This is a genomic window from Micrococcus luteus NCTC 2665, from assembly GCF_000023205.1.
GTDB lineage: Bacteria > Actinomycetota > Actinomycetes > Actinomycetales > Micrococcaceae > Micrococcus > Micrococcus luteus.
The window spans coordinates 2,484,591-2,501,097 of the sequence record NC_012803.1 but is presented as its reverse complement, the minus strand read 5'-3'; the positions used below and the strand labels follow the sequence as shown (position 1 = coordinate 2,501,097).

The 16,507-nt window shown below is 71.8% G+C and carries 15 protein-coding genes; 10 read left to right on the top strand and 5 right to left on the bottom strand.

Going from position 1 to position 16,507, the window contains the following annotated elements; translation table 11 throughout:
* The first annotated feature begins 87 nt into the window (after nt 1-87).
* The 8 genes from rpmH to MLUT_RS23765 all read left to right on the top strand — a co-directional run bounded on the left by rpmH (nt 88) and on the right by MLUT_RS23765 (nt 8,244).
* On the top strand, nt 88-225 hold the full coding sequence (gene rpmH, locus MLUT_RS23165; protein WP_002856443.1) for a 50S ribosomal protein L34: 138 nt from the start codon (nt 88-90) through the stop codon (nt 223-225).
* Between the two features lie 28 nt (nt 226-253).
* Nucleotides 254-652, top strand: a complete 399-nt coding sequence (gene rnpA / locus MLUT_RS23160) for a ribonuclease P protein component (RefSeq protein WP_010079776.1) — start codon at nt 254-256, stop codon at nt 650-652.
* Nucleotides 653-1,021 (top strand): membrane protein insertion efficiency factor YidD, encoded by a 369-nt coding sequence (yidD, locus tag MLUT_RS23155; RefSeq protein ID WP_002856440.1) that lies wholly within the window; start codon nt 653-655, stop codon nt 1,019-1,021. It abuts the gene before it with no gap.
* A 5-nt stretch (nt 1,022-1,026) separates the two neighbouring features.
* Nucleotides 1,027-2,025: a membrane protein insertase YidC gene (gene yidC, locus MLUT_RS23150; protein WP_010079777.1), complete on the top strand. Its 999-nt coding sequence runs from the start codon at nt 1,027-1,029 to the stop codon at nt 2,023-2,025.
* 2 nt (nt 2,026-2,027) lie between these two features.
* Nucleotides 2,028-2,612, top strand: a complete 585-nt coding sequence (locus MLUT_RS23145; protein WP_002856437.1) for a Jag family protein — start codon at nt 2,028-2,030, stop codon at nt 2,610-2,612.
* Nucleotides 2,605-3,330, top strand: a complete 726-nt coding sequence (gene rsmG, locus MLUT_RS23140) for a 16S rRNA (guanine(527)-N(7))-methyltransferase RsmG (RefSeq protein WP_010079778.1) — start codon at nt 2,605-2,607, stop codon at nt 3,328-3,330. Before MLUT_RS23145 ends, rsmG begins: the two co-directional genes overlap by 8 nt.
* A 74-nt stretch (nt 3,331-3,404) precedes the next feature.
* Nucleotides 3,405-4,352 carry a ParA family protein gene (locus tag MLUT_RS23135; protein ID WP_010079779.1) on the top strand — a complete coding sequence of 316 codons (948 nt, stop codon included), beginning with the start codon at nt 3,405-3,407 and terminating at the stop codon, nt 4,350-4,352.
* A gap of 2,518 nt (nt 4,353-6,870) precedes the next feature.
* A complete protein-coding gene (locus MLUT_RS23765) occupies nt 6,871-8,244 on the top strand; it encodes a ParB/RepB/Spo0J family partition protein (RefSeq protein ID WP_080555884.1) in 1,374 nt (457 codons plus the stop codon).
* Nucleotides 8,245-8,361: 117 nt separating this feature from the next.
* Here MLUT_RS23765 and trxA read toward each other — a convergent pair whose 3' ends face one another.
* From trxA to MLUT_RS23100, 5 genes are all read right to left on the bottom strand, one after another.
* Nucleotides 8,362-8,751 (bottom strand): thioredoxin, encoded by a 390-nt coding sequence (trxA, locus tag MLUT_RS23120; RefSeq protein WP_328832748.1) that lies wholly within the window; start codon nt 8,749-8,751, stop codon nt 8,362-8,364.
* A 31-nt stretch (nt 8,752-8,782) separates the two neighbouring features.
* Complete coding sequence (trxB, locus tag MLUT_RS23115; protein WP_010079783.1) at nt 8,783-9,784, bottom strand: thioredoxin-disulfide reductase; 1,002 nt, start codon at nt 9,782-9,784, stop codon at nt 8,783-8,785.
* 147 nt (nt 9,785-9,931) lie between these two features.
* Nucleotides 9,932-11,977 carry a hypothetical protein gene (locus MLUT_RS23110; protein ID WP_012751159.1) on the bottom strand — a complete coding sequence of 682 codons (2,046 nt, stop codon included), beginning with the start codon at nt 11,975-11,977 and terminating at the stop codon, nt 9,932-9,934.
* A 65-nt stretch (nt 11,978-12,042) separates the two neighbouring features.
* Complete coding sequence (gene murJ, locus MLUT_RS23105) at nt 12,043-13,887, bottom strand: murein biosynthesis integral membrane protein MurJ (protein WP_002857806.1); 1,845 nt, start codon at nt 13,885-13,887, stop codon at nt 12,043-12,045.
* Between the two features lie 46 nt (nt 13,888-13,933).
* Entirely contained in the window at nt 13,934-14,545 is a 612-nt protein-coding gene (locus MLUT_RS23100; RefSeq protein WP_010079786.1) for an NUDIX hydrolase, read from the bottom strand.
* A 65-nt stretch (nt 14,546-14,610) separates the two neighbouring features.
* Here MLUT_RS23100 and MLUT_RS23095 point away from each other — a divergent pair, with 65 nt between their 5' ends.
* Nucleotides 14,611-16,062 carry a CCA tRNA nucleotidyltransferase gene (locus MLUT_RS23095; protein WP_010079787.1) on the top strand — a complete coding sequence of 484 codons (1,452 nt, stop codon included), beginning with the start codon at nt 14,611-14,613 and terminating at the stop codon, nt 16,060-16,062.
* A 52-nt stretch (nt 16,063-16,114) separates the two neighbouring features.
* Nucleotides 16,115-16,414 (top strand): DUF7218 family protein, encoded by a 300-nt coding sequence (locus MLUT_RS23090; RefSeq protein ID WP_010079788.1) that lies wholly within the window; start codon nt 16,115-16,117, stop codon nt 16,412-16,414.
* Nucleotides 16,415-16,507: the final 93 nt, after the last annotated feature.

Here is a 16,507-nt window from a genome sequence, read left to right as displayed (position 1 = left end):
CATGTCAGAGCCTCACCGGTCCTTCCCCCTGGTCCACCTGCTCAGGTCGACGGTCGAAGGCACACAACACGTCGTGGAGAGATCACAGTGACCAAGCGCACGTTCCAGCCCAACAACCGCCGTCGTGCCCGCAAGCACGGCTTCCGTGCCCGCATGCGCACCCGCGCCGGCCGCGCCATCCTGTCCGCTCGCCGCGGCAAGAACCGCGCCGAGCTGTCCGCCTGAGGACCTCGGTCCAGGGACGGCGCGCCCCGTGCTGCCCCGTGACCGTCGCGTCCGCACGCCCGCGGAGTTCCGTCACCTCGGTCGCACCGGCACCCGCGCGGGTCGGCGCACCGTCGTGGTGAGCGTCGCCACGGACCCCGATCAGACCCGGTCCACGTCGCCGAGCGCCCCTCGGCCGCGGGCCGGGTTCGTCGTGTCCAAGGCCGTGGGGAACGCGGTGACCCGCAACCGGGTGAAGCGGCGGCTGCGCGCCGTCGTCGCGGAGCAGATGCGCCTGCCCCCGCTGCGCGACCTGCCGGTTCTGGTGCAGGTCCGCGCGCTGCCTGCCGCCGCCGAGGCGGACTACGCGCTGCTGCGCCGCGAGACCGTCGGCGCGCTCGGCAAGGCCCTGAAGCCGCACCTGCCCGCCGCCTCGGAGCACGCGTAGATGACCGTCACGCCCTCGCCCTTCGTCGTGCTCGAGCCCTCCCGTGAGTGGGGGCCGCTGCGCGCGCTGCCGTCCGCCCTGCTGGCGGGCCTGCTCACGGTCTATCGGGCCGTGGTCTCCCCGCTGTACGGACCCGTGTGCCGGTTCTTCCCCAGCTGCTCCGCCTACGGGCTGGAGGCCGTGCACGTGCACGGCGCGGTGAAGGGGTCGTGGCTCGCCGCGCGGCGCATCGGCCGGTGCCATCCCTGGAACGACGGCGGCGTGGACCCGGTCCCGCCCGGGCACCGACGCTGGCCGCCGGGCCGGCAGCCGCGCATCCTCGCCCTAAACCACCCTCCCATCCCACCTGATCTCCCGCAGGAGGATTGACCCCCATGTTCGAAGCCATCCTCTCCCCGTTCCGCTGGCTGATGTCCTGGCTGCTCGGGGCGTTCCACAGCATCCTGGAGTTTGCGGGCCTGCCCGCGGACTCCGGCTGGACGTGGGCCCTGTCCATCCTCCTGCTGGTGGTGCTCATCCGCACCCTGCTGATCCCGCTGTTCGTCAAGCAGATCAAGGCGCAGCGCGCCATGCAGGCCATCCAGCCCGAGCTGCAGAAGCTGCAGGCCAAGTACAAGGGCAAGAAGGACCAGCTCTCCCGCCAGGCCATGGCCATGGAGCAGCAGGCGCTCATGAAGGAGCACAAGGCGAACCCGTTCGCCGCCTGCCTGCCGCTGCTGATCCAGATGCCGTTCTTCTTCGCGCTGTACCAGGTGCTGATCGGCGCCCGCGGCGCGGCCGAGCGCGGCGAGGCCATGGACGCCCTGTCCGCGGACCAGATCCGCTCCTTCGAGGGCTCCACGATCTTCGGCGCCCGCATGTCGGACACCTTCATGAACTCGCTCGGCGCGCCGGGCAGCGGGCCCGTGATCGTCACGGCGATCGTGCTGATCCTGCTCATGTCGGGCTCGATGTTCTTCATGCAGAAGATGCTCATGACGAAGAACATGACGCAGCAGGCCCTCTCCGGCCCGATGATGCAGACGCAGCAGATCATGCTCTACGCCATGCCCCTGATCTTCGGCATCGGCGGCATCAACTTCCCCATCGGCGTGCTCCTGTACTGGACCTACTCCAACTTCTGGGCCGTCGGCCAGCAGTGGTGGATCATCCGCAACAACCCGACCCCGGGCTCCCTCGCCGAGAAGGAGCTCAACGAGCGCCGCGCCGCCAAGGGCCTGCCCCCCGTGGGCCAGAAGGTGTCGAACGCCGAGGCCACGCCCTCGTCCGCACACACCCAGGCGGGCCGCGGCGGTGCCGTGCTGAACGGTGAGGTCGTCCGCCAGTCGGGTCAGCGCGTCCAGCCCCAGCGCAAGAACCGCAGGAGGAAGTGAGCATGTCCGCCGAGAACGTGACCCCGGCCCCCGAGGCCGAGGACGCCGTCGTCGAGACCCCCGCGGGCCAGGGCTCTCGCGTCGCGGAGCAGGACGATGCCGCCGTCTCGGAGGCGGTGCGCCGCCTCGAGGAGGAGGGCGACGTCGCCGCGGACTACGTCGAGGAGCTGCTCGACATCGCGGACCTGGACGGGGACATCGACATCGAGGTCCGCGACGGGCGCACGTACGTGTCCGTCGTCTCCGAGGACCACGACGAGCGCCTGGACGGCCTCGTCGGCCCCGACGGCCGCACCCTGGAGGCCCTGCAGGAGCTCGTCCGGCTGGCCGTGCTCGCCGCCACGGGGCACCGCTCCCGGCTGATCCTGGACGTCTGCGGGCACCGGGAGCGCCGCAACGTCGCCCTGCGCACCGCCGCCCAGGCGGCCGTCGAGCGCGTCCGCGACGGCGAGGGTCCCGTGCACCTCGAGCCCATGGGCGCGTACGAGCGCAAGATCGTCCACGACGTCGTCGCGGACGCCGGCCTGACCTCCGAGTCGGAGGGCGAGGGCGCCCGCCGGCACGTGGTCATCTCCGCCGATGACTGAGCGGGGCTCGGCCTACGAGCGGCGCCCCGGGCTGGATCCGCAGGACCGGGGCGACCGCCCCGCGCCCGTGGGGCAGCCGGCGCCGCCGCTGACCGACGCGCTGCGGCCGGCCGCCGTCGAGCTGTTCGGCGAGGCCCTCCCCCGGGCCGAGGCATACGTGGCCCACCTGGCGGACACCGGCATCGAGTGGGGCCTGATCGGCCCGCGCGAGGCACCCCGTCTCTGGGAGCGCCACGTCCTGAACTGCGCCGTGGTCGAGGAGCTCCTCCCGCAGGGCGCGCTCGTGGCCGACGTCGGCTCCGGCGCGGGCCTGCCCGGCCTGTGCCTCGCGCTCGCGCGCCCCGACTGCCAGTTCCTGCTCATCGAGCCGCTCGAGCGGCGCGTGGAGTGGCTGGACAGGGTGGTCGCCGACCTCGGCCTGGAGAACGTGGACGTGATCCGCGGCCGCGCCGAGCAGGTCTCCGGGAACCTCGACGTCGACGTCGTGACCGCCCGCGCCGTGTCCGCGCTGAAGACCCTCGTACCGCTGACCATGCCGATGCTGCAGGGCGCCGGGGAGCTGCTGGCCATCAAGGGCCGCTCCGCGGCCGACGAGATCGCCGCCGCCCGCAAGGTCCTGCGCAAGTATGGTGGTGCCGAGCCCGAGATCCTCACGGTGGGCGAGGGCCTGCTGCCCGAGACCACCACCGTCGTGCGCGTCAGCGCGCGTCCCCGCTGACCCCTCCCCCACCGGGACGGGACGGGCCGGGCGGCAGCAGATCCGCACACCCGCGACCCAGGAGGTAGAGCCGCATGGCGCAGGAGCAGGAGAGCCGGGGTGGGGCCTGGAGGGCCCTGCGCCAGAAGTGGACCGGCCGGACCGCCGAGAAGGGCGGCGCCGACGCCGAGGAGCCCGCGCGGCTCCAGCGTCGCCGTCTGACGCGCCCCGACCGCACCCGCGTATTCACGACGTCCAACCAGAAGGGCGGCGTCGGCAAGACGACGACGACGGTCAACCTGGCCGCGGCCCTCGCCCGCGCGGGCATGCGGGTGATGGTGGTGGACATCGACCCGCAGGGCAATGCATCCACCGCGTTGAACATCCCCCACACCGGAGACGTGGCCTCCGTGTACGACGTGCTCCTGGGCGAGATGGAGATCCAGGACGTCGTGCAGGACGCCCCGGACGTGGACGGCCTGCAGGTGGTGCCCGCGACGATCGACCTGGCCGGTGCCGAGATCGAGCTGGTCTCGCTGGTGGCCCGCGAACAGCGACTGTCGCGGGCGCTCGAGGCGTACACCGCCTGGCGCGAGGAGGTCGGGCAGGAGCGGCTGGACTACGTGTTCATCGACTGCCCGCCGTCCCTGGGCCTGCTGACGGTCAACGCGTTCGTGGCGGCTGAGGAGGTGCTCATCCCGATCCAGGCCGAGTACTACGCCCTCGAGGGCCTCTCGCAGCTGCTCAAGAACGTGCAGATGATCCAGAAACACCTGAACCCGCGCCTCAAGGTGAGCACCATCCTGCTGACGATGTTCGACGCGCGGACCAACCTCGCCGTGCAGGTGGCGGAGGAGGTCCGGACGCACTTCCCGGAGCAGCTGCTGAACACCGCGATCCCCCGCAACGTCCGCATCTCCGAGGCCCCCAGCTATCAGCAGACGGTGCTGACCTACGACCCGGCCTCGGCCGGCGCCGTGGCGTACCGGGAGGCGGCCGCGGAGATCGCCGGCCGCGGTGCGCCGACGGCCCTGAAGGGCTGACGCGCAGGCGACCCGCTGCTGCGGTGGTCGCCGGGTGGCGCTGCTGACGACGACGAAGCCCGCCGGAGGGAGCGATCCCCCGGCGGGCTTCGTCGTGAGTGAGTGCGGCCCGGGAGATAAGCGGCAGGAAGACAAGCGGAATCGCTGGGCATAGCGGACGACCGTGTTTCACGTGAAACGACCCCCTCCGAGGGTGCGAGCGTCGTGCCGCCGCGATGGGACGATGGGGAGGGGTGCCCGTAGTGGACCGCTCCCGTCTGTCCCGCTCCCCTCTCCTCCCCTGGGCCGAGCCCTCTGCCGCTCCGTTGTGGGCGGGGCGCATCTGTCGCCAGGCGTGGGGGCAGCCGGGGGCGGCGACGCACGAAGTCACGGGGAGGACGGTTTCGCCCTGGGGCGGGACCGCGGCTGTGATGGCCGGCCGGCGGTGCACCGTGCGTTGAGGTGCGCCTCGGGAGCTGCGCGGTTCGTAGGGAACGTCCTAACCGGCGGCTGCGGACGTGCAGGGCATGGCCCGTCCCTGCCGCCCCAGGCGGGCTCGTGGCAGCCCCGAGAATGCAGCCGTCGAGCAGGCCGGGTGCCGTGGCTGGGTGCCCCCTCCCCCATGTCAGACCTCCTCGCCGTCGGTGACGTGCAGGGAATCGGGGGCCAGAGCGGAGCACGAGTCAGAGTGCCGTCGCGGGGGTGCGCGGCCGGTCTGTCAGTCAGCGTGTGCGAGAGGGGACGTCAGCGGCGAGGGGGTCTGCTGTGATTCGTCTGAGTTGGAGGGGCCGATTGGCGGCGCCTGAAGGACAGTTCTGCTGTGCATTCCTGTGTGCGGAGAAAGAGAGCCTCCAGTGAGGAAGAGCGGTCGTGTGCCCCCAATGTATACAGAGGCAAGTGGTTGAACTGGCCAACAGGCGTCTTGACGTGGTCACCAGCGAACGTTGATGTTGATATGTGGACAACATCTGTGGACAAGGGACGTCTAAGGTGTGCGGCGGTAGATGTCTCTGCGGTGTTGATGAGTCCTGCTCAGTCTCCTGTGGCGTCTGACGGCTGGGCACGGGGACGGCGTGTCAATGGTGACTGCGGTAGAGGCCCCCCGGGGAGCCCGCGGCGGCTCCGTGCGGGATGGGGCGGGCCGTGTGGTTCTGTCGCTTGCAGCGACGTGGGAACCAGGGCGTCGAGTAATCGGCCGGTCACCGGGGGTTTCACGTGAAACACGGTGGTCCGCGCTCCCCTAGCGTCGGTTCCTGACCGCAGCTGTCCGCGGATGGACGTCATGAAGACCCAGTTTCCACACGAGGCGGTCCTGAGACTTTGATGGGCGGCCTCAGCTGACAGGACGAATGGATTCGGTAGGTCGGGTGGAGGGCCAGCCGCGTCACTGTACTGCCGCCCGTGACATCGGCGACCACATCGAGCAATACCGTCGATGGCGGAAGTGGGTGCACGCTGCCCCGGCACCGAACCCGCGACCCGGCGTTCCCTCCCAGCACGTTTCACGTGAAACCGAACGACTGGTGGTCGGCGCTCACTGGATCCGAGCCAGTTTTATCAGCGACGCGGCGAGACTGAACCTCTCAAGATATAGTGGCCCCTGCGCACGCCAGCCTCGGGATGCGACCCGCTTGGGGGCGGGCTTCCACGGCATGAGCGCGCGGTGGAATCTTCGAACGATACGTTTCACGTGAAACGAGCTCCGGGACAAAGGGCCGTGCCGCGAGGTCGCCACCTCGGGCGATCCAGGGAGCACACGTTCCGTGCCGGGAGCGAGCTGACCGAGAATGAAGCAGGAAGGTGGCACTGACTCGCGGGTGAGCGAGCACGTGGCCCACCACGAACTCATGTCGTACTTGGATGACAGATTCGTCCGTGTTTCACGTGAAACGCGGATGGCCAAGCAGCGTTCAATTCGTCAGCTGCGCGGGTGCGAGGAAGCACTGACGGCGAAGCGACGAGTAGCCGAGCTCATCCGTTCGCTGATTCGAGTGTTCACCTCGCACCGCGGGGGAGTGAGACGAGTGCTTCGTTGCTGGTCCGGCATTTCACACAAGATGAGGCACATCATCATGCGGGTAACCAGCAATCTGAGTATCGTCCGCACGGGAGCTGATCGGCCGGGGAGCACATGGAAAACAAACCGAGCAGCCGTGATTCTGATACCGTCCGCTCGTCGACGCGGGCTCGCGTTTCATGTGAAACGAGTGAACCTCGAGAGGGAACACGAGGAGGTCTTGGGGATTGCAGCGGCATCCTTCCGAAGCGCCCCCACTCGGAGTGTTCCACGTGAAACACTCACGCTCGCGGCAGGTGCTGTCCGCGCGCCCACCTCCTGCCGTCCGGGCCCAATACGGACGTCTCACCCCAGAACCGGGGCCCGAACCTCGCCGCGCCCCTTGCACGTGTCAGGCCCTCGCGCGCCCCCCGGCGGTCAGGGCCAGAGCACCTTGAGAAGTGTCTTCCCGCCGCCCGGGACCATCGAGACCAGGCCGCTCACCTACACTGATCCCAGACCCACTCACTGCAGGAGGACCCGTTGAAGACGAGCCGTCGAGGAGGCCTGGGGCGAGGCCTCGGCGCCCTGATCCAGAGCACTGTAGAAGCCCCGGAAGAGAACGCCGAGGCCACCTCCCCGAAGGACTCTGCGGTGCCGGTGAAGAGCGGCCCGAAGGCTGCCGCGGCAGCGGAGGCCACCACGACATCGACGCGGAGCACCGCGACGACCGAGACGCCAGGGGAGTCCAACGAGCCCGCCCCGTCGGCCTCGCAGCGGAAGACCGCGGGCCGAACGACACAGGCCGGGAAATCAACGGCTGCGACTGGCAGGAACGCCACGTCCGCCACGAAGGCAGGGCCCACCTCGTCGAAGCGTGCCTCGCGACCCGCGCAGCGTCCCGTCGACGTGTTCTTCTCCGCAGACTCCGAGGATGCACCCGCGGCGCGGCCGACCAAGGGGCGTCCGGCCATGCCGACGGTGAAGGCGCCCAGCAAGCGTGCCACCTCCGCGACGTCGTCGAGGAACGAACCGGGGGACTCGAGCGTTGAGTCCGCCGCGACCGAGGGGACCGTGTCCGCGGACATCGCGGTCCTGCGGGAGATCCCGGTGGGGGACATCCACCCCAACCCGCGGCAGCCGCGTGAGGTGTTCGACGAGGACCACATGGCGGAACTGGTCACCTCGATCCGCGAGGTCGGCATCCTGCAGCCGATCGTCGTGCGCGAGGTGGACGGCCCCACCCCCTATGAGCTGATCATGGGCGAGCGCCGGTGGCGCGCCACCCAGAAGGCCGGCCTGGACACCATCCCGGCGATCGTCCGCCAGACCCCGGACCAGGACCTCCTGCGGGATGCTCTGCTGGAGAACCTGCACCGCTCCCAGCTGAACCCGCTCGAAGAGGCCGCCGCCTACCAGCAGCTCATGGAGGACTTCGCCTGCACGCAGGAGGAGCTGTCCCAGCGCATCGGCCGCTCTCGTCCGCAGATCTCCAACACGCTGCGGCTGCTCAAGCTGCCGCCCCTCGTGCAGCGCCGCGTGGCCGCCGGCACGCTCTCGGCCGGCCATGCGCGTGCGCTGCTCGGTCTCACGGACCCGTCGGACATGGAGCGTCTGGCGCAGCGGATCCAGTCGGAGGGCTTGTCCGTCCGGTCCACGGAGGAGGCGGTCGCGCAGCTGCAGGGCGGGCTCCGGCCGGGCCGCACGCCGCGGCGCAGCACGGACGACGCCCGCCACGAGCGCCTGGACCACTACGCCACCGCGCTCACCAGCCGCCTGGACACCGCCGTGAAGATCACCCTCGGCGCGCGCAAGGGCCGCATCGCCATCGACTTCACCACCGTAGAGGACCTGAACCGCATCATGGACCTCATCCAGGGCGGTCAGGACGGCAAGGGGAAGGGCAAGAAGTCCTGATCCGGAGTTCCCGCGGACGGCGTCCACGGGCACCCGCCGCTGGTCCTGAAGATCAACGCACGACGGCCCCGTCACCCTCTGGGGTGACGGGGCCGTCGTGGTGAGTGGGGGAGGGGCTCAGCCGAGCAGGGCCGAGAACTCCTTCTCCAGCGCGGCCTTGGGCTTGGCGCCCACGGACTCGGCGACCTTCTCGCCGTTCTGGAAGCCCACGACGAGCGGGATGGAGGTGACGCCGTAGCGCGCGGCGATGGCCGGGTTCTCGTCCACGTTGAGCTTGGCGATCACGGCCTTGCCCTCGTGCTCCACGGCCATGTCCTCCAGGACGGGCCCGAGCATGCGGCACGGGCCGCACCACTCGGCCCAGAAGTCCACGAGGACGGGCAGCTCGGACTGGAGGACCTTCTGGTCGAAGTCGGCGTCGGTGACGGTGATGGTGCTCATGGCAGCCTCCTGGGGTTTGTTCTGTGTCTGACGAGGGTGGACAGGGGTGTTATCGACATGACCCATGACGATCCGTCAGGGGTCATGAGTCGGTGGCTCATGCCGGGTTCGCGTCCGACTCGGGGCCGGCCGGCGCGGCCTCCTCCACATCGGCCACGGTCGCGAGGTAGTGCTCCACGTCCTGGGCGGCCACGCAGCCCGAGCCGGCGGCGGTGACGGCCTGGCGGTAGGTGTGGTCCGTGACGTCGCCGGCGGCGAAGACGCCCGGCTGGGAGGTCCGCGAGGACGGATGGTCGATGCGGATGGTGCCGTGCTCCGTGAGCTCCACCTGGCCCTGCACCAGGTCCGTGCGCGGGTCCTGGCCGATGGCCACGAACAGGCCGGTCACGTCCAGCGTGGACGCCTCACCGGTGCGGGTGTCGCGCAGGCGGAGGGTGTTGACCTTGTCGTCACCGGTCACCTCCGTGACCTCGGTGTTCCAGCGGAACTCGATCTTCTCGTTCTCCATGGCGCGGTGGGCCATCACCTTGGAGGCGCGCAGCTCATCCTTGCGGACCAGCACGGTCACCTTGGACGCGAACTTCGTGAGGAACAGGGCCTCCTCCATGGCGGAGTCGCCGCCGCCCACGACCGCGATCTCCTGCTCGCGGAAGAAGAAGCCGTCGCACGTGGCGCACCAGCTGACGCCGTGGCCGGAGAGGCGCTCCTCGCCGGGAACGCCGAGCTTCCGGTAGGCGGAGCCGGTCGTGAGGATGACCGCGTGGGTGCGCAGCTGGGTGCCGTCGCCGAGCGTGAGCACCTTGGGGTTCGACGTCAGGTCGGCCTGCACGACGTCGTCGTAGACCACCTCCGTGTTGAACCGGCGGGCCTGGGCCTCGAGGTTCGCCATCAGCTCGGGCCCCTGCACACCCTCCGGGAAGCCCGGGAAGTTCTCCACCTCGGTGGTGTTCATCAGCTCGCCGCCCGCGGTCACCGCCCCGGCCACGAGGACGGGGGAGAGGTCGGCGCGGGCGGTGTAGATCGCCGCGGTGTATCCGGCGGGGCCGGATCCGACGATCACGACGTTGTGGACGCTCTGGTCCTGGGCGGTGGGGGCCACGGGTTCCTCCAGTGGATCGGGGTGGTGGACGCTCCTCCAGGACAACGGCGGAGCCACGGGCGGGTATTCCGCGGTGTCGGGCCGCGGTGCAGCGTCGTCCGGCGACGGCGGCCGGAAGGTCCGGCGCGCCGTCGCCTGGGCGCGGGGTCAGCGGACGGCGATCTCGCCGAGGCGCAGGCCGAACGGGAGGTCCGACGTCGTGCCCTCCAGCTGGGGCAGCGAGGTGAGGCTGACGATCACGTACTCGGCCTCGGCCTCGGTGCCCTCGAACGGCACGGGGATGGAGACGGTGTCCTGGTCGAAGGTGCCGTTGCCGATCTCCTGGGCGTTCGCGCCCTCGGGGGAGTCGGCGATGTAGGCGAACCAGGCGCCACCGGTGGCCCCCGTGCTCTGCAGGGTCACCTCGTTCACCTCGGTGCGGTCCTCAAGCTGGACCACGAGGTTCATGCTCTCCACATAGCCGCCGAAGTTCGGCCGTGCGTAGGCGAAGGTGCGCCACACGGTGGTGGGGTCGCCGTCGATGAGGTTGGGCAGGTCCGCGTCGTGCTCGGCCTCGTGCTCCGGCAGGTCCGGCACCGAGCGCAGGGCCTGGACGGGCTGCGGGGCGGCCGCGGCGCTCTCGCTGGTCGGGGTGGGGGAGGGGCTGGTGCTCTCCGACGGCGACGGGGTGTCCGATGCGGACCCGGACGACGCAGACTCGGACGACGCGGCCGCGGCCTGCGGGGCCGGCCCGCCGCGCAGGTTCTGGGCCAGCAGCACCCCGCCCACGACGAGTGCGGCGAGCAGGCCGAGCACGAGGAGCAGGGCCAGCGGGCCGCCGCTCTTCCGGCTGTCCCCATCGCCTGGATCGGCCACCGTGGCGCCCTCGCCGCCCCCGGCCGGCGGGGCGGACGCGGCGGTCGATGCGTCCGGAGCCGCGGCGGCGGCCGTCGACCCCGCGGTCGCGGCATCCGCAGCGCGCATGGCCGCGGCACCGGCGGCCACCGGCGCCGCCGTGCCGCGGGACTTCTCGTCGACCGCCGGCGCGGACTCGGTCTCCAGCACGCGGCGCGGGACGGGACGCTGGCGACGCACGGGGATAGCCTCGGTGTCCGGGGCGGCCGGCTCCGGTGCGTCGGTCTTCTCGGCCGCCACGGCCGGAAGCGCGGCGGTGCCCGCCTGGGCCTCGCGCTTCTCAGCCTCGCGCTCCGCGGCCTCGCGTTCCTGGGCTGCGCGCTTCTCAGCCTCGCGCTCCGCGGCCTCCCGGGCCCGCTCCTCCTCGGCACGACGGCGGGCCTCGGCCCGGCGCTCGAGCTCGCGGCGCTCGGCCTCCTCCCGCTCCGCGGCCAGCCGGGCCTGCTCGGCCTCCCGCTCGCGCGCGGCCCGCTCCTCCGCCTCCTGCTCCGCCTGGCGACGCGCGCGCTCGGCCTCGGCGCGGCGCTCCTCCTCGGCACGCTCCTCCGCCTCCCGACGTTCGCGTTCTGCGCGTTCGGCGGCTTCCTTGCGCTCCCGCTCGACCCGCTCGGCGGCCTCCCGTTCGGCGCGGGCCTTCTCCTCGGCCTCCTTGCGCTCGCGTTCTGCGCGCTCGGCGGCCTCCCGCTCCGCCCGCTCGCGCTCCTCCTGCTGCTTCCGGGTGGCGGCGTCCGCCGCGGCCAGGGCCGACGCCCCGGCGGCCGCCTTCGCCGCGGTGCCGTCGGAGGGACGGACCCGCTCGGCGAGGCGCTCGGAGAGGCGGTTCAGGAACCCGGGACGACGCTGGGCCTCGTCCTCGTCCGCGCGGAGCCGGCGGTCGAGGTCGGTGTAGTACGCCTCGTCGTCGTCGTAGGCGTGGGGGTCTCCGGTCCGCGACTCGCCGAACAGCTCGGAGCCGAGGCTGTCCGTCTGGAACGGCTCCACGTACAGCTCCTGCGGGTACGCCAGACCCAGCAGGACGTCCGGGTCGGGGTCCCCGCCGGCGATCAGGTACGTGCGGCCCTCGGACAGCCCCAGGTCGAGCACCTGCACGTCGTCGGTGCGCTCGCCCGTGGCCAGCTCCCGCGCGGACGAGGCCACCTGCGTGGCGTTCTCACGTGAGGCCACGAGCACGGTGACGCGGCGGTTGAGCACCTGGTCCGTGCCCAGGAACACCATGTCCTGGTCCGCGGACGTCACCACGTGCTGGGTGATGCGATAGCGGCCGCCCAGGACGGCGCCGACGGCGATGGGCTGGGGCACGGGCTCTTCTCCTGACGACGGGGTCGGAATCCGATGATACGTGGCGTGGCCGTCGCGGCCAGAGATCAGCCGACGCGCAGCAGACGACCCAGCGCCGGCACGCGGGCGACGAGCGGCCGGAGGGCGTCGTCCAGCTCGGGGAACCGCATGGCCCGCAGCACCATCAGGTACACCGGACCCATCGCCACGGCCGCCACCGCGCACGTGAGCAGCGCCGTCCCGATGGAGTTCCACGCGAACCCGCCGGTGTACCCGCCCAGCAGCCACACGACGACGACGCCCGCGGCCGCCGCGGCCAGCGCGGCCAGGCCGGTCTGGACGTGGGCACGCAGCACGGATGCGAGGCCGTAGTCCCCGAACCGGCGCACGGTGAGCACATGGGTCAGGACGAACTGGTACACGTACGAGACGGACGAGGCGACCGCGACCCACAGGGCCATGGACCACAGCGGCAGCAGCATCGCGCCCGCCCACGAGAGCAGCAGCATCAGGAGCGAGCCGCTGACCTGGACCACCATCGGCACCTTGGCGTCCTCGGCGGCGTAGAACACGCGCAGCAGGTAGAAGGAGCCCGAGCGGAACGGGATGGACAGCGCCAGCGCGAGCAGGACCGAGCCCACCGCGACGCCGGCCACCATCGCCGTCTCGGCCGTCGAGCCGAAGACGCGGCCCAGGGGGCCCGCCAGGACCACCACGCCGGCGAGGCAGAACATCAGCGGCACGGTGAACGCGCGCAGACCCTGCGCCGTCGTGCGCCGCACCGCGGACATGTCCTGGCGGCCCATGGCGCGGGCCAGCCGGTTGAAGAGCACGGTGGCCAGGGAGAGCACGAACACCGAATGGGGCAGCACGGCCATCAGCATCGCCATGTTGTACGCGGCCACACCGGGGATGGCCGCCTGCGCCATCTCGGCGCTCCAGGTCTCCGTGCCGGGGATGCGCAGCTCGCCGCGGTCGCGGGCCTCCGTGGCGGAGGTGACGTACCGCTGGCACAGCAGGAGCACCACGTTCGTGGCGACCATCGTGATCAGGGTGTACCCGGCGATCCGGCCGGTGTCCCGCAGGCCGATGCCCTTCCAGCCGAACCGCGGGCGCAGACCCAGGCCGAGCCCGCGCAGCGGCAGGAAGAGGATCACGGCCTGCAGCACGACGCCCAGGGTGTGGCCGCCGGCCAGCACGACCGTCTGTGCGCTCGTCCACCCAGCGAGGTCGTCCCCGGCCCGGTACGCCCCGAACATGCCCAGGTACAGCACGATCGCGCCGATCGCGACGACGTTGTTCAGCACCGGCGCCCACATGTAGGCGCCGAAGCGTCCGTTGGCGTTGAGCACCTGCCCCACCAGCGCGTACATGCCGTAGAAGAACACCTGGGGCAGACACCACAGGGCGAACACGGTGGCCATCTCGAGCTTCTCCGGCGACCAGCCGCGGGTCAGGGCCGTCATGAGCGGGGCTGCCGCCAGCATGACCACCACCGTGCCGGCGAGCATCACGAGCGTGCCGAGCGTCATCAGGCGGGAGGTGTAGTCCGCGCCCCGGTCGGCGTCGCGGGCGTGCTTGATCAGCTGCGGCACGAGCACGACGTTGAACACGCCGCCCACCAGGAGCAGGTAGATCACGTTCGGCAGGGAGTTGGCGATCTCGAAGATGTCGGCCATGTCCGCGGACAGGCCGATCGCCACCGTCACCAGCGTCGCACGGACGAGGCCCAGCACGCGGGAGAGGAGCGTGCCGGAGGCCATGATCGCGGTGGACCGGCCGGCGCGGCGCTCGCCCTCGGGGGTCTCGTCCGCGGGGTCCACGGCGGCCGGATCCGTGGCGGGGGCGGGGTCCGTCGTCGTCGGCTCCTCGTCGGCGACGCCGGCGTGGGCGGGGTCCTGCGCTCGGCGCGGGGCGGGTCTGCTGCTCAAGGGTCACCCAATCGTGGTCGGAAGGCCCCGTGCCGGGGGCGGTGGATCAGGGGCGGGGGCCCCGGGCACCGCCCGGGGGGAAGTGCTGGTCGACCACCTGGCGGGCCAGGTCGACGATCCGGCGCTCGTTGGCGAAGGAGAGGCGGCGCGCGACGTCCTCGAGGCGCACCCATGCGACGTCCACGGCCTCGTGGTCCGGGTCGTTCTCCGTGGTCAGCTCGCCGCCCGTGGCGCGCAGCAGGAAGTGGTGCACGGTCTTGTGGACGCGGTGCCGGGCGACTGTGAACCAGTAGTCGATCGCGCCGAGCGGCTCGAGGATGTGGCCGGCGATCCCGGTCTCCTCCTCCACCTCGCGCACGGCCGCCTGCCGGTGGTCCTCCTCGCCCTCGGGATGGCCCTTGGGCAGGCACCACTCGAGCCGGCCACCGCGGTTGTAGCGGGCGATCACGGCCACCTCGAGGCCGCCGTCATGCTCGCGGACGATGACGCCGCCGGCGGAGACCTCCTCCACCGTGGGCAGGGAGGCGGCTGCGGCGGAACGGGGTCCCGCGGGGGCCGAGGTGACGGGGCGCAGAGGCGGCTGCGGCCGGCGACGCCACGCCCCCAGCGCGGAGGGCAGGGGGGCGCCCCGGTGCGCGGAGGGATCGGGGCGGGTCATGCCGTCAACTCTAGCCCGGCCCGCGCGGGCCCGTGCCGGGACCGTCTGGCACCCTTGTAGGCATCATGGATCTGACCACCGCCACCCACGCGCTGCCCCCCGGCTTCCCCGCGGACGCCACCCTGCCCGCCGTCGTCGTGGAGCTGGGGCGGAGGTTCGAGGCCGCCGGCCACGAGCTCTCCCTGGTGGGCGGCCCGGTCCGCGACCTCTTCCTGGGACGGCCGTCGCCGGACCTGGACTTCACCACGGACGCCGACCCGGACGCGTCCGAGGCCGTCGGCGCCGGCTGGGCGGACGCCACGTGGGACGTGGGGCGGCGGTTCGGGACCATCGGCTTCCGCAAGGCCGGCTGGCAGCTCGAGGTCACCACCTACCGGGCCGAGCAGTACGACCCGGCCAGCCGCAAGCCGCAGGTGGCCTTCGGCGACAGCCTCGAGGACGACCTGCTGCGCCGCGACTTCACCGTCAACGCCATGGCCCTGCGCCTGCCCGCCCTCGAGCTCGTGGACCCCTTCGGCGGCATGCGGGACCTGCACGCCGGCGTGCTGCGCACCCCCGGCACCCCTGAGGACTCCTTCTCCGACGACCCGCTGCGCATGATGCGCGCCGCCCGCTTCGCCTCCCAGCTCGGCTTCGCCGTGGCCCCCGAGGTGGAGCAGGCCATGACCGCGATGGCCGAGCGGATCACGATCATCTCCGCCGAACGCGTCCGCGAGGAGCTCGTCAAGCTCGTGTGCGGTGCGCACCCGCGCGCCGGCCTCGACCTGCTCGTGCGCACCGGCCTGGCCGACCACATCCTGCCCGAGCTGCCCGCCCTGCAGCTCGAGTCGGACGAGCACCACCGCCACAAGGACGTCTACGCCCACTCCCTGACCGTGCTGGAGCAGGCCATGGAGCTGGAGGGCGAGTACGCGCCGTCGACCCCCGACCCCGTGCTGCGCCTGGCGGCGCTGCTGCACGACGTCGGCAAGCCGGCCACGCGCCGCTTCGAGAAGGGCGGGGCCGTCACCTTCCGGCACCACGAGACCGTGGGCGCCAAGCTCGTCCGCAAGCGGCTGCGCGCCCTGAAGTTCGACAACGACACCATCAAGGCGGTGGCCCGCCTCGTGGAGCTGCACATGCGGTTCTACGGCTACGGCGACGCCGGCTGGACCGACTCCGCCGTCCGCCGGTACGCCCACGACGCCGGCGACCTGCTGCCCCGCCTGCACGCGCTGACCCGCTCGGACGTGACCACCCGCAACCGGCGCAAGGCCGAGCGGCTGGCCCACGCGTACGACGACCTCGAGCGGCGCATCGCCGAGATCGCCGAGGCCGAGGAGCTCGCCGCCGTGCGGCCGGATCTGGACGGGCAGCAGATCATGGCGCTGCTGGGGATCCGCCCGGGCCCGGTGGTGGGGCGGGCGTACAGCCACCTGCTCGAGTGGCGTCTCGACGAGGGCCCGCACGAGCAGGCCGAGGCCGAGGCGGAGCTGCGGCGCTGGTGGGCCGAGCAGCCGGAGGCCCAGCAGGGCTGAGGCGGCGCGGCGGGCCTTCCACCCGTCGTCGGGCCGGGACCACACTGGCCGCATGGCTGAGAAGAAGACCGAGAAGAACGGTGCCCCCATGGGCCCCGGCACGTCCAGCATCAAGGACCCCGAGGTCTACGAGGCGCTGCGCCGCGAGGGCGCGAGCGAGGAGAAGGCCGCGCGGATCGCCAACGCGTCCGCCCGGGACGGCCGGGACGAGGTCGCCGAGCGCGGCGGCGAGGCCGGCTCCTACGAGGACTGGACCAAGGACGAGCTCGAGAAGCGGGCCCGCGAGCTCGACATCGAGGGCCGCTCCACCATGACCAAGGACGAGCTCATCGAGGCGCTGCGGAACCACTGACCGGCGCCCGCCCCCCGCTTCCGGGGCGGAAACCGGTGCTTTGGGAGCGGAATACCGCCGGAAACCGCCCCCAACGCGGTGGGGCGGGTGGGG